The sequence below is a fragment of the Paracoccus sp. 08 genome (genome assembly GCF_024105395.1).
Taxonomy (GTDB): domain Bacteria; phylum Pseudomonadota; class Alphaproteobacteria; order Rhodobacterales; family Rhodobacteraceae; genus Paracoccus; species Paracoccus marcusii.
The window spans coordinates 20,675-33,175 of sequence record NZ_WEKR01000065.1 but is presented as its reverse complement, the minus strand read 5'-3'; the positions used below and the strand labels follow the sequence as shown (position 1 = coordinate 33,175).

General features: G+C 68.1%; 12 protein-coding genes. 6 read left to right on the top strand and 6 right to left on the bottom strand.

The genetic code is table 11. The annotated features are described in order from the left end of the window. Positions 1–13: 13 nt before the first annotated feature. On the bottom strand, positions 14–598 hold the full coding sequence (locus tag GBO37_RS15965) for a TetR/AcrR family transcriptional regulator (protein WP_252929986.1): 585 nt from the start codon (positions 596–598) through the stop codon (positions 14–16). Between the two features lie 40 nt (positions 599–638). On the opposite strand from GBO37_RS15965, the gene GBO37_RS15960 reads away from it, so the two are divergent. Both GBO37_RS15960 and GBO37_RS15955 read left to right on the top strand, forming a co-directional pair. Continuing rightward, complete coding sequence (locus tag GBO37_RS15960; RefSeq protein WP_252929985.1) at positions 639–923, top strand: hypothetical protein; 285 nt, start codon at positions 639–641, stop codon at positions 921–923. Positions 924–981: 58 nt separating this feature from the next. Next, a complete protein-coding gene (locus tag GBO37_RS15955) occupies positions 982–2,160 on the top strand; it encodes an alpha-hydroxy acid oxidase (protein WP_252929984.1) in 1,179 nt (392 codons plus the stop codon). Here the strand turns inward: GBO37_RS15955 and GBO37_RS15950 are convergent. After that, positions 2,157–3,116, bottom strand: coding sequence for an acyltransferase family protein (locus GBO37_RS15950; RefSeq protein ID WP_252929983.1), 960 nt, complete (start codon positions 3,114–3,116; stop codon positions 2,157–2,159). The two genes, GBO37_RS15955 and GBO37_RS15950, sit on opposite strands and share 4 nt — an antisense overlap. Positions 3,117–3,325: 209 nt before the next feature. Between GBO37_RS15950 and GBO37_RS15945 the strand changes: the two genes are divergently transcribed. The 3 genes from GBO37_RS15945 (at position 3,326) to gluQRS (ending at position 6,200) form a co-directional block, all read left to right on the top strand. Beyond that, positions 3,326–3,955: a 50S ribosomal protein L25/general stress protein Ctc gene (locus GBO37_RS15945; protein ID WP_045982043.1), complete on the top strand. Its 630-nt coding sequence runs from the start codon at positions 3,326–3,328 to the stop codon at positions 3,953–3,955. Positions 3,956–4,056: 101 nt separating this feature from the next. Beyond that, positions 4,057–5,394 carry a methylenetetrahydrofolate--tRNA-(uracil(54)-C(5))-methyltransferase (FADH(2)-oxidizing) TrmFO gene (trmFO, locus tag GBO37_RS15940; protein ID WP_252929982.1) on the top strand — a complete coding sequence of 446 codons (1,338 nt, stop codon included), beginning with the start codon at positions 4,057–4,059 and terminating at the stop codon, positions 5,392–5,394. Continuing rightward, a complete protein-coding gene (gluQRS, locus tag GBO37_RS15935) occupies positions 5,376–6,200 on the top strand; it encodes a tRNA glutamyl-Q(34) synthetase GluQRS (protein WP_252929981.1) in 825 nt (274 codons plus the stop codon). The genes trmFO and gluQRS overlap by 19 nt, the downstream gene beginning before the upstream one ends. Here the strand turns inward: gluQRS and hisI are convergent. Then, positions 6,197–6,553, bottom strand: coding sequence for a phosphoribosyl-AMP cyclohydrolase (gene hisI / locus GBO37_RS15930; RefSeq protein WP_127898056.1), 357 nt, complete (start codon positions 6,551–6,553; stop codon positions 6,197–6,199). The genes gluQRS and hisI overlap by 4 nt on opposite strands. 72 nt (positions 6,554–6,625) lie before the next feature. On the opposite strand from hisI, the gene GBO37_RS15925 reads away from it, so the two are divergent. Next, complete coding sequence (locus GBO37_RS15925) at positions 6,626–7,063, top strand: iron-sulfur cluster assembly scaffold protein (protein ID WP_045982039.1); 438 nt, start codon at positions 6,626–6,628, stop codon at positions 7,061–7,063. A gap of 273 nt (positions 7,064–7,336) precedes the next feature. Here the strand turns inward: GBO37_RS15925 and recG are convergent, their stop codons facing one another. The 3 genes from recG to ctrA all read right to left on the bottom strand — a co-directional run bounded on the left by recG (position 7,337) and on the right by ctrA (position 12,405). Next, the gene (gene recG / locus GBO37_RS15920; RefSeq protein WP_252929980.1) at positions 7,337–9,457 is read right to left on the bottom strand and encodes an ATP-dependent DNA helicase RecG; all 2,121 of its coding nucleotides are present in this window, start codon (positions 9,455–9,457) and stop codon (positions 7,337–7,339) included. Next, complete coding sequence (gene ligA, locus GBO37_RS15915) at positions 9,430–11,619, bottom strand: NAD-dependent DNA ligase LigA (RefSeq protein WP_371927612.1); 2,190 nt, start codon at positions 11,617–11,619, stop codon at positions 9,430–9,432. Before ligA ends, recG begins: the two co-directional genes overlap by 28 nt. Positions 11,620–11,694: 75 nt before the next feature. Beyond that, a complete protein-coding gene (ctrA, locus tag GBO37_RS15910) occupies positions 11,695–12,405 on the bottom strand; it encodes a response regulator transcription factor CtrA (RefSeq protein WP_042249236.1) in 711 nt (236 codons plus the stop codon). Positions 12,406–12,501: the final 96 nt, after the last annotated feature.

Sequence of the window (12,501 nt, the reverse complement as noted above, 5' to 3'; positions counted from 1 at the left end):
GCAGCAAGCGCCTTCAGGCACCCACCGCGCCGCGGGCCAGCCCCCAATAGATCTGGGCGATGCGGCCCCTGTCCAGGCGCCCGCCCTCGCGGTACCAGTTCGTCACCCCGGTCAGCATCGCGATCAGGGCCAGCGTGGTCAGCTTGGGATCCTCGATCCGCATGGAACGGGAGGCAACCCCGTCGCGCAGGATCCGCTCCAACGCGGCCTCGTACCGGCCCCGCAGCGCCGCGATGCGGCCGAAATTGTCGGGCGTCAGGTTGCGCAGCTCCATGTAGGACAGGAACACCGCGTCGCTGTGATCAAGGCTGAAATCGATGTGGAACCGCACGAAGCGTTCCAGCCGCGCCAGCGGATCGGCCGCCGGATCGTCCGACCAGGCGTCCAGCAGCTCCTGCATGTGGCTTTCCAGCAGGTCGGCCAGCAGCGCCTGCTTGTCGGGCGTATAGGCGTAGAGTGCGCCGGCCTGCACGCCCACGGCGGCCGCGATCTGGCGCATCGACACGGCGGCATAGCCCTGCCGCGCGAACAGGCGGCGGGCCTTGTCGCGGATCAGGGGGCCGGTGATTTCAGCGCGGGAACCGGTGGTGCGGGCCATGGCCCCGTGTCTAGCGCGCGGCCACGGCCGAGGGAAGGCGTTGCCGGGCGCCCCCGGCCCGCGTATCGTCGCCGCCATGAAGCACGCCCTGATCCTTGCGCTGACGCTGGCCGCCTGCACCGCCGACGGGGATTATCCCCGCCTGCTGCCGACGGAACAGGCCTTGGCCGAACCCGCCCTGCCCGCCCATGCGACCGCAGCCCGCACCGACCCCGCGCCCCTGGAGGATGCGACCGCCGCCCGTGCAGCCGCCCTGCAGGCGCGGGCCGATGCGCTGCGCGGCCCGGTGGTCGATCCGGGCCTGCGGAGACGCGCGGGCGGGTGATTGCCAGGGGCCCGCGCAACTGGTAATAAGTTTTGACCAGTTCGCGAAAGGCCATGCCATGCCCGTCATCACCTGCATCGACGATCTCAAGCGGATGCACCGCGCCCGCACGCCCAAGATGTTCTACGATTACGCGGAATCGGGCAGCTATACCGAACAGACCTTTCGCGACAACACGACCGATTTCGCGCGGCTGAAGCTGCGCCAGAAGGTCGCCGTGGACATGTCCGACCGCCGTCTGTCGCGGCAGATGGCGGGTCAGGCGGTGACCATGCCGGTGGCGCTGGCTCCGGTCGGCATGACAGGCATGCAGCATGCCGACGGAGAGATCCACGCCGCCCGCGCGGCCGAGAAGTTCGGCGTGCCGTTCTGTCTGTCCACCATGTCGATCTGTTCGATCGAGGACGTGGCCGCGCACACGACCGCGCCCTTTATGTTCCAGTTGTACGTGATGAAGGACCAGGATTTCGTGGCCGCCATCATCGAACGCGCCAAGGCCGCCAACTGCAGCGCGCTGGTCCTGACGCTGGATCTGCAGATCCTGGGCCAAAGGCACAAGGACTTGAAGAACGGCCTGTCCGCGCCACCCAAGATGACCCTGCCCACGATGCTGGACCTGTCCACCCGCTGGCGGTGGGGCATGGGCATGCTGAAGACCAAGCGCCGCTTCTTCGGCAACATCGTGGGTCATGCCAAGGGCGTGGGCGACACCTCCAGCCTGATGAGCTGGACGGCCGAGCAGTTCGACGAGCGCCTGGACTGGGACAAGATCGCCAGGATCCGCGACATGTGGGGTGGCAAGCTGATCCTGAAGGGCATCCTGGACCCCGAAGACGCCCGCATGGCCGCCGATTTCGGCGCCGATGCGATCATCGTCAGCAACCATGGCGGGCGACAGCTGGACGGCGCCCTGTCGTCGATCCGGATGCTGCCCCACATCGTCAAGGCGGTGGGCGACCGGGTCGAGGTCCACATGGACAGCGGCATCCGGTCGGGTCAGGACGTGCTCAAGGCGCTGGCGCTTGGCGCGCACGGCACCTGGATCGGACGGGCCTGGCTGCACGGGCTGGGCGCGATGGGAGAGGCCGGCGTGACCCGCGCGCTGGAGATCATCCGCAAGGAGCTGGACATCAGCATGGCGCTGTGCGGCGAACGCTACCTGGACAATATCGGGCCCGAGCATCTGCTGATCCCGCGCGACTTCCTGGACGAATACCAGATCGGCCAGCCGGCCTAGAACAGGCGCGACAACCAGCGGTGGCGTCGGCCCGCAAGGCTGACGCCCCAGACCAGCAGGAACGGCAAGGCGATCCCCAGGACCGCCGTGACGCCGGGGTGGTCCACCCCCAATTTCGGCAGCCCCTGCAGCACGATCACGTGCAGCACATAGATCCCCGCCGCCGCCCGCCCCAAGGGCAGCGCCGTGTCGGGCACCCGCAGCCGCATGACCAGCAGCAGCAGCGCCGGACACAGGATCAGGTGGCCGACCGGGATCTCCAGCAGCGGCTCCTCTCCGATGCGGCGCAGCCAGTACAGGCTTTCGCCGATGGTCAGGGCCAGCCCCCCCGCGACCATCGCCCACAGAAGAGCCGTCGACAGGCGCGGCGGATGCACGGCCATCAACCAGCCCATCACCAGATAGGGATAGAGGTAGAAGGGGCCGTTGCGATAATGTTCGACGGGCATCTCGGACAGTCCCGCCATCCGCGCGTATTGCAGCGCAATCCCCACAAGCCCCAGCACGACCGCCGACGCGACCACGGCCCCCGATCCCAGCAGCCGCACCGCGCCCAGGATCACGCCGGAGATCGCCAGCCCCTCCAGGAACCACAGGTGCATGAAGCCAAGCGTCAGTTCGGTCGCGGTCAGGCCAAGGGGCCGGTTCGTGTAATAGGGCCACAGGAACAGCAGATAGACCACGGACCAGACGGCATAGAGCACCAGCAGATGCCCCACCCAATCCGACAGCCGCGCCCGCCGCAGCACCGATGCCAGGAAATACCCCGCAATCAGCGTGAAGACCGGCACCGCGACGCGCAGCACGCTGTTGCCCGTGGCCAGCGCGACCAGGCCCGCATCGCCCCAGCTCCGGAACGTCTCTCGGGCCAGGCCCGAATGCGCGACGACCACGAAGGCGGCCAGCACCACCCGCAGATAGTCCACCGACATCAACCGCGCCTGCGTCTTGTCCACCGCTGCCCCCAAGCCCCGCCCACGCCTTGCGCGCAGGCCCTGTCGGCCCATAGGGCCGGGGGGACCGGCAAGTCAATTCACCTGCGCGCATGCGTCGCGCGGCGTGGCATTTCTGACTTCACATCCGGGCCGGTCTGCGCTAAGGGCACCGCTTGGCGCCACGCACCCTTGGAGGGTGGCGTCTTCAATCATGGTTAAGGATTAAGAAAATGGCCAAAGAGATTCCGAATCTGGTGGCCGAGGCACGCGCGGGGTCAGGCAAGGGGGCCGCCCGCCAGACCCGCCGCGAAGGCAAGGTGCCCGGTATCGTGTATGGCGACGGCAAAGAGCCCGTCTCGATCGCGTTCGACTTCAACAAGCTGCTGACCACGCTGCGCGCCGGCCGCTTCATGTCCACGCTGTGGAACCTGCAGGTCGAGGGCCAGGACGATGTCCGCGTCATCTGCCGCGGCGTCCAGCGCGACGTCGTCAAGGATCTGCCGATCCACATCGACTTCATGCGCCTGCGCCGCACGTCCAAGGTGAACCTGTTCATCCCGGTCGAATTCATCAACGAGGACAAGTGCCCCGGCCTCAAGCGCGGCGGCACCCTGGTCACCGTGCGTCCCGAGGTCGAACTGGTCGTGACCGCGGGTGACATCCCCGATCACCTGACCGTGGACCTGGAAGGCCGCCAGATCGGCGACACCATCCACATCAGCGACGTCACGCTGCCGAACGGCGCCAAGGCGACGATCGACCGTGACTTCGTGATCGCGAACCTGGCCGCACCGTCGGCCCTGCGCGCCGAGGATGATGCAGAGGACGGCGACGCCGCCGAGGCAGCCGCCGAGGCCTGATCCCGCGCGGATCGGTCGCATGACCCTGGGGGCGGTGCCGACGGCGCCGCCCCTTTCCATTCCGCCACGGCCTTGCTAGCCCACCCGTCAAGGAGACACGCATGGAACCCGTCCACATCATCGGTGCCGGCCTTGCCGGATCGGAAGCCGCCTGGCAGATCACCCGGATGGGCGTGCCCGTCGTGCTGCACGAGATGCGCCCGCAGGTCGAAACCTTTGCCCACAAGACCGGCGACTGCGCCGAGATGGTCTGTTCGAACAGCTTCCGCTCGGATGACGACGTGATGAACGCGGTGGGCCAGTTGCATTGGGAGATGCGGGCCGCGGGCGGTCTGATCATGGAGATGGCGGGCCGCCACCGCCTACCCGCGGGCGGCGCGCTGGCCGTCGACCGCGAGGCCTTTTCGGCCGCCGTCACCGCCGCGCTGCAGGCGGAGCCGCTGATTACCATCGTTCCCGGAGAGATCACCGAACTGCCCGGCACCGGCAACTGGATCGTGGCGACGGGGCCGCTGACCTCGGACGCGCTGGCCGGGGCGATCCGCGGCGTGACGGGGACGGACGCGCTGGCCTTCTTCGACGCCATTGCGCCCATCGTGCATGCCGACACGATCGACATGTCGATCGCCTGGGAGCAGTCGCGCTATGACAAGGGCGCGACGGAGGCCGAGCAGAAGGCCTATATCAACTGCCCGATGAACCGCGACGAATACGAGGCCTTCATCGACGCGCTTCTGGCCGCCGACAAGACCGAGTTCCACGAGGGAGAGACCGCGGGCTATTTCGATGGCTGCCTGCCCATCGAGGTCATGGCCGAACGCGGCCGCGAGACCCTGCGCCACGGCCCGATGAAGCCCGTGGGCCTGACCAATGCCCACAAGCCTCAGGAAAAGGCCTATGCCGTGGTCCAGCTGCGCCGCGACAACGCGCTGGGCACGCTGTACAATATCGTGGGCTTTCAGACCAAGATGAAATACGGTGCGCAGACCCAGGTGTTCCGGATGATCCCTGGCCTGCAGAATGCCGGCTTTGCCCGGCTTGGCGGCATCCACCGCAACAGCTTTTTGAACTCACCGACGTTGCTGGACGACCGCATGCGCCTGCGCCTGGCGCCGAACCTGCGCTTTGCCGGGCAGGTCACCGGGGTCGAGGGATATGTCGAAAGCGCCGCGATGGGGCTGCTGGCCGGGCGCATGGCCGCGGCCCAGGCCCTGGGGCGCGATCTGGCGCCGCCGCCCTTCACCACCGCAATGGGCGCGCTGGTCAACCACATCACTGGCGGGGCCGAAGCCAAGNCCTTTCAGCCGATGAACGTGAACTTTGGCCTGTTCCCGCCCCTGCCCGACAGCCGGTCGGGTCGCCGCGGCCGCAAGGACCGCTATCCCGCCTACACGCAGCGCGCCAAGGACGATTTCAACGTATGGCTGGCCGCCCAGTAACACGGTTCGCACCGTCGCCCACTGGGCCGCTGCACCTGGGCCATGCGTTTTCGGCCCTGACCGCGGCGGCGCAGGGGGATTTCCACCTGCGGATCGAGGATATCGACCGCGACCGCTGTCGCCCGGAATACGAGGCCGCGATCTTCGAGGACCTGGCTTGGCTGGGCCTGGACTGGCCGCGGCCGGTCATGCGCCAGTCCGACCGCATGCCGGCCTATCAGGACGCACTGGCGCGGCTGGCGCCGCTGACCTATCCCTGCCGCTGCCGCCGGGGGGATATCCGCGCAGCGCTGTCCGCCCCGCAGGAGGGCGCCCTGCCTGCCGGGCCGGATGGCCTGATCTATCCGGGCACCTGCCGCCACCGCGACCTGCGCGATGCCGGCCCTGATGACGTGATCCGGCTGGACGCCGGTCGCGCCTTCGACGCGCTTGGGCTGGACAGCATCGGGTTCACGGATGAAGGCCGAAGCCACATCCTTACCCGTCAGCAGTTCCTTGCGGGCATCGGCGACGTGGTCCTGTCGCGCCGGGGGATGGGCACGTCCTATCATCTGGCGGTTGTCGTGGACGACGCGGCACAGGGGATCACGCTGGTGACGCGGGGGATGGACCTGTTCGCATCGACCCATATCCACGTGCTGCTGCAGCACCTGCTGGACCTGCCGACGCCGGCCTATCTGCACCACCGACTGATCCGCGACACGGCGGGGCGGCGGTTGGCGAAGCGCGACGATGCCCGCGCGATCTGCCAGTACCGGGCGGACGGAGCGTCCCCCGACGACATCCGCCGCATGGTCGGGCTTTAGACCATCGGTTCGGTCAGCACGACCTCGGCCCCGTCCCGGATGCCGGTGTAAAAGCAGCTGCGCCGGTTCGTGTGGCAGGCGGGCCCGGTCTGGTCGACCAGCACCAGCAGACAGTCGCGGTCGCAGTCGACGCGCATCTCGACCAGCGCCTGCACGTGGCCCGAGCTTTCGCCCTTGATCCAGAACGACGACCGCGACCGCGACCAATAGGTCACGCGCCCGGTCTCCAGCGTCCGGGCCACGGCGTCGGCGTTCATCCAGGCCATCATCAGCACCTCGCCCGAGGCGGCGTCCTGCGCGATGGCGGGGATCAGGCCGGCCGCGTCATATTTCAGGCTGAGGGGGTCGAACATCGGGTTTCCTTTCGGCATGGCCGTCCCTATCTACTCATCGACCCGCGCTGATGAAACCCCAAGGGATGACGCATGGCCGAAACCGATCTGATGCAGCTTTATTCGCGACGCATCCTCGCGCTGACGACCGCCATCCCCCATCAGGGCCGGCTGGACGACGCACAGGCGAGCGTCCAGCGCCGGTCGCCGCAATGCGGATCGTCCGTGACTGTGCACCTGTCGATGGCCGATGGCCGCATCAGCGATTTCGCGCAAGAGGTGCGGGCCTGCGCCCTGGGTCAGGCTTCGGCCTCCGTGCTGGGACAGGCGGTGATCGGCATGGACCGGGCGGGCATCGTGCAGGCGCGCGATCAGTTGCGCGCGATGCTGACCCAGGATGCACCCGCCCCCGGCGCGCCCTTTTCCGACCTCGAGGCGCTGACGCCCGCGCGCGCCTATCCCAACCGCCATCCGTCGATCCTGCTGGCCTGGGACGCCACGCTGGAGGCGCTGGACAAGGCATCTGCATGAAAAGGGCCGGCCCCCTGCGGGGCCGGCCAGGTGCGCGAGCTTTGGGGACGGATGGCGCACAGGCGGGGCGCCATCCCTGCGTCGCGGGGCAGTCGGTCAGACCTGCAGCATGGCGGGCAGCCACAGCAGGACAATGGTGGTCAGGCTGAGCGCGGCGGCCCCGATCAGGTCGATGGCGGTGTCTTTGGTCATGACAGCAACTCCTCTCTGTTGCCTCTTTGTTCTCATGTTCTCTCGATTCGGTAAAGAACTTTTTAAGAACATTCCGGCTTGTCAGCCGACCTGGATCAATCGAATCGCCTGATCCTGCTGCATCAGCCACATCAGCAGCCGCAGCGCCTGCCCCCGCGGGGTCTCCAGTGTGGGGTCGCGTTCCAGCAGTGACCGTGCGTCCTGGCGCGCCACAGCCATCAGCCCGGCCTGGTGTTCCAGGTCCGCGATGCGGAACCGCGGCAGACCAGACTGCGCGGTTCCGATCACATCGCCCGCGCCCCGCATCTCAAGGTCGACCTCCGCGATGCGGAACCCGTCCTCGGTGTCGCGCAGGGTGGTCAGACGGCGGGCGCCGGTCTCGTTCAAGGGCCCATGATACATCAGCAGACAGGTCGAGGCCCCTGCCCCGCGCCCGACCCGACCCCGCAGCTGGTGCAGCTGCGCCAGACCAAAGCTTTCGGCGCGTTCGATCACCATGATCGTGGCCTGGGGCACGTCCACGCCCACCTCGATCACGGTGGTGGCGACCAACAGCTGCGCCGTACCGTCGGCGAAATCGGCCATTGCCGCGTCGCGCTGGTCGGGGGGCATCTGGCCGTGGATCAGCCGCACCCTGTCGCCGAAGATCGCGCGCAGATGGGTGAACCGCGCCTCTGCCGCGGTCAGATCGGTGACCTCGCTCTCCTCGACCAGGGGGCAGACCCAATAGGCACGCGCGCCCTGCGCCATCGCGGCGCGCAGGCGTTCGGTGACCTGGTCCAGCCGCGTGTCCGCGATCATCACCGTGGTGATAGGCTGGCGCCCCGGCGGCTTTTCGTCCAGCACCGACAGGTCCAGATCGCCATATTGCGACAGGGCCAGCGACCGGGGGATGGGCGTCGCGGTCATGATCAGCATGTCGGGCGGCACGTCGCCCTTGGCCGACAGCTCCAGCCGTTGGGCCACACCGAAGCGGTGCTGTTCGTCGATGATGGCCAGGCGCAGGTCGTGGAAAGTCACGTCCTTCTGGAACACCGCATGGGTGCCGACCAGGATGTCGATGGTGCCGTCCGCCAGATCGGTCAGGATCTGACTGCGCAGGTCGCGCTTGTCGCGCCCGGTCAGCGCGGCCAGCCGCACCCCTGCCGCACGAGCCAAGGGTTCCAGCGCGCGGGCATGCTGGCGGGCCAGGATCTCGGTCGGGGCCATCAGCACGGCCTGTCCCCCGGCCTCGACCGCAACCAGCGCGGCCATCAGCGCGACCAGCGTCTTGCCCGCGCCGACATCGCCCTGCAGCAGGCGGTTCATGCGGCGCGCACTGGCCATGTCATCGGCGATCTCGGCGATCGCGCGGGTCTGAGCGCCCGTGGGCGGCCAGGGCAGGCTTTGCAGCACCCGCGCGCGCAGGGTGCCGTCACCCGCACTGGCCCGCCCCTTCNGCCGCCGCTTGTCCCGCCGCACCAGTGCCAAGGTCATCTGATGGGCCAGAAATTCGTCATAGGCCAGCCGCGCCCGCGCCGGGCTGTCGGGCGACAGCGCGCCGGGCGATTGCGGCGCATGCGCCTGGTGCAGCGCATCGGCAAAGGAGGGCCAGCCGCGCTGCGCGATCAGCTGCGGGTCGATCCATTCCTCGACCGGGGGCAGCCGGTTCAGCGCGGCATCGACCGCCTTGGCCATGCCCTTCTGTGTCAGCCCCGCCGACAGGGGATAAACAGGCTCGAAGCTGGGCGGCAGCGCATCGCCATCCGCCAGGATGTGGTCGGGATGCACCATCTGGGCCAGCCCGTCGAACAGTTCCAGCTTGCCGCTGAGGATGCGACGCGCGCCCACGGGCAGCTGGCTTTCGATCCAGTTGTCGCGCGGACGGAAGAACACCAGCGTCAGGTCGCCCTCTCCGTCGGTGCAATGCACCCGGAACGGGCGGCCGCGGACCTGGGGCGGATGGTGGCGTGTGACGGTAACTGTGATCGTCACGATCTCGGGCGCGCTGGCGTCGGCGATGCGCGCGATGCGGCGGCGGGTGATGCCGCTGGCCGGCAGCGTCAGGACCAGGTCGCGCGGCTTGTCGATGCCCATCTGTTCCAGCGCGGCGCGCCCCTTGGGGCCGATGCCGGGCAGCGTGTCGATGGTCGCGAACAGCGGGAACAGCGCGGGCGGGCGGCCCTTGGGCGCGGTCATCCGGCCCCCGCGATGCGCAGCCATTCGTCCTCGTCGATGACGGTGACGCCCAGGGCCTCGGCCTTGGCGGCCTTGGACCCCGCCCCGGGCCCCGCGATCAGCAGGTCGGTCTTGGCGCTGACGGACCCCGCGACCTTGGCCCCCATCGCCTCGGCCCGCGCCTTGGCCTCGGCGCGGGTCATCCGCTCCAGCGTGCCGGTGAAGACCAGCGTCTTGCCGGAAATTTCGGTCTGCACCGTATTGGCGGTATCCACCGGCCGGATGTCCAGAAGGGTCGCCAGCCGGTCGATGCTGGCGCGTTCTGTCGGCTGCGCGAACGTCGTCACCAGCGAATCGACCAGCACCGCGCCGATGCCGTCGATGCCGGTCAGCTCGGCCCAGTTCGGGCTGTCGGCCAACGCCGCGCGACGGGCCTTGTCGTCCGGGGCAGCAAAAGCGGGCTCCCGTGCCGCCCCGTCGATGGCGGCGATCAAGGCAGGCCAGTCGTGGAAATGCCGGGCCAGGGTCGCGGCCGCGACCTCGCCCACATGGCGGATGCCCAAGGCAAAGATCAGCCGGGCCAGGGGGATCGCACGGCGATCCTCGATGGCGGCGAACAGTTTTTCGGTCGAGCGTTCGCCGAACCCCTCGCGGTTCTTCAGCTTGGTGAAGTTCCGGGCGTCGCGATCGGCCAAGGTGAAGATGTCGGCGGGCTCGCGGATGGGCAGCTGATCGTCTGCGAAGAACATCTCGATCTGCTTGGCGCCCAGCCCGTCGATGTCGAAGGCCGCGCGGCTGACGAAATGCTTCAGCTTCTCGACCGCCTGCGCGGGGCAGATCAGGCCGCCGGTACAGCGGCGCACGCTGTCGCCCGGCTCGCGGATCGCCTCGGACCCGCATTCGGGGCAGTGTGACGGAAAGACATAGGGCACGCTGTCCGCGGGCCTGCGCGACAGGTCGACATCGGCGATCTTGGGGATCACGTCGCCGGCGCGATAGATCTTGACCCAGTCCCCCTCGCGGATGTCGCGACCGTCACGGATGGGCGCGCCAGAGTTGTCCTGCCCGGCGATGTAATCCTCGTTGTGCAGGGTCGCGTTGGACACGACCACGCCGCCCACGGTCACGGGCTCCAGCCGCGCGACGGGGGACAGGGCGCCCGTACGACCGACCTGGATCTCAATCCGGTCAAGCCGGGTCCAGGCGGTCTCGGCCGGAAACTTGTGCGCCAAGGCCCATCGGGGCGTGGTCGACCGAAAGCCAAGCCGCCCCTGGAATGCAAGGTCGTTCACCTTGTAGACCACGCCGTCGATGTCATAGCCCAGGGTGGCGCGCTGCTGTTCGATCTCGGCCCAGGTGGCGATCATCTGCGCGGTGTCGGTGCACAGGCGCGTCAGCGGGTTGGTTTGGAACCCCAGGGCGGCCAGCCGCTCCACGGAGGCCATCTGCGTCGGCGCCAGCGGTTCGGACAGCTGCCCCCAGCCATAGGCGAAGAAGCGCAGCGGCCGGCGCGCGGTCACCGCCGGGTCGATCTGGCGCAGCGATCCCGCAGCCGCGTTGCGCGGATTGGCAAAGACCCGCCCCGCATCGTTCAGCGCCGCAAAGTCGTCATGCCCCATGTAGACCTCGCCGCGCACCTCAAGGATGGCGGGGATGTCACCCTCCAGTTGGTGGGGGATGTCGGAAATCGTGCGGGCGTTGGCGGTCACGTTCTCTCCCACCACGCCATCGCCGCGGGTCGCGGCATGGACCAGCACGCCGCCCTCATAGCGCAGCGACAGGGACAGGCCGTCGATCTTCGGCTCGGCGGTCACCTCCAGGGGCATGTCGGGGGCAAGGCCCAGAAAGCTGCGGACGCGGGCGGTGAAGTCGGCGACGTCGCCCTCGGTGAAGGCATTGCCCAACGACATCATGCGTTGCGCGTGGACGATCTTGCCGAAGCCCTCGGCCGGGGCGGCGCCGACCTTGCCGGTCGGGCTGTCGGGCAGCGCCAGATCGGGAAAGTCCCGCTCCAGCGCCGCCAGCTGCGCCTTGAGCGCGTCGTATTCCGCATCCGATATCTGCGGTGCGTCCTCGGCGTGATAGGCCTGGTTCGCGGCGGCGACCCGTGCCGCCAGATCCGCGATGCGGTCCGCGGCCTGACCGCGATCCATCTTCCGGTCCGGTTGCCCCACCGACTTGTCCTGCGCCATCGCCGCCCCCATCATCCGCATCCGGCCGAACCATGCAACCGTCTCAGATGTGGGTATCGCCCAAGGGCAGGCAATCGTCCAGAAGCCGTATCAGGCCCCGATCGCCAGACGTTCCGCCTGCCCCGGACCCGGATCGCGCAGGACATAGCCGCGGCCCCAGACCGTCTCGATATGGCTCTCGCCGCCCAAGGCCTCGGACAGCTTCTTGCGCAGCTTGCAGATGAACACGTCGATGATCTTCAGTTCGGGTTCGTCCATGCCGCCGTACAGGTGGTTCAGGAACATCTCCTTGGTCAAGGTCGTGCCCTTGCGCAGGCTCAGCAGTTCCAGGATCTGGTATTCCTTGCCGGTCAGGTTCACCGGCTTGCCCTTCACCTCGACCGAACGGGCGTCCAAGTTGACGGTGATCTCTCCGGTCCGGATCAGCGCCTGGCTGTGCCCCTTGGAGCGGCGGATGATCGCCTGGATGCGGGCCTGCAGCTCTTCGCGGTTGAAGGGCTTGGTCATGTAATCGTCCGCGCCGAAGCCGAAACCGCGCAGCTTGCTTTCCGTGTCGTCGGACCCGGTCAGGATCAGGATCGGCGTGTCGATGCGGGCCAGGCGCAGATGGCGCAGGACCTCCATCCCGTGCATGTCGGGCAGGTCCAGATCCAGCAGGATCAGATCGTAATCATACAGCTTGGCCAGATCGATCCCCTCCTCGCCCATGTCGGTCAGGAACACGTTGTAGCTGGCCGCCGTCAGCATCAGTTCGATCGCCCGTGCAGTGCTTGGGTCGTCTTCTACCAGAAGGATTCGCATGGCTTGGTCTTTCCCCGATTCGCCGAAGGTCATGTCCCGACAATCTGACGAACAGGTTAATATGTCGTTACCACTTGCATTCCTTCTGCGTCATGC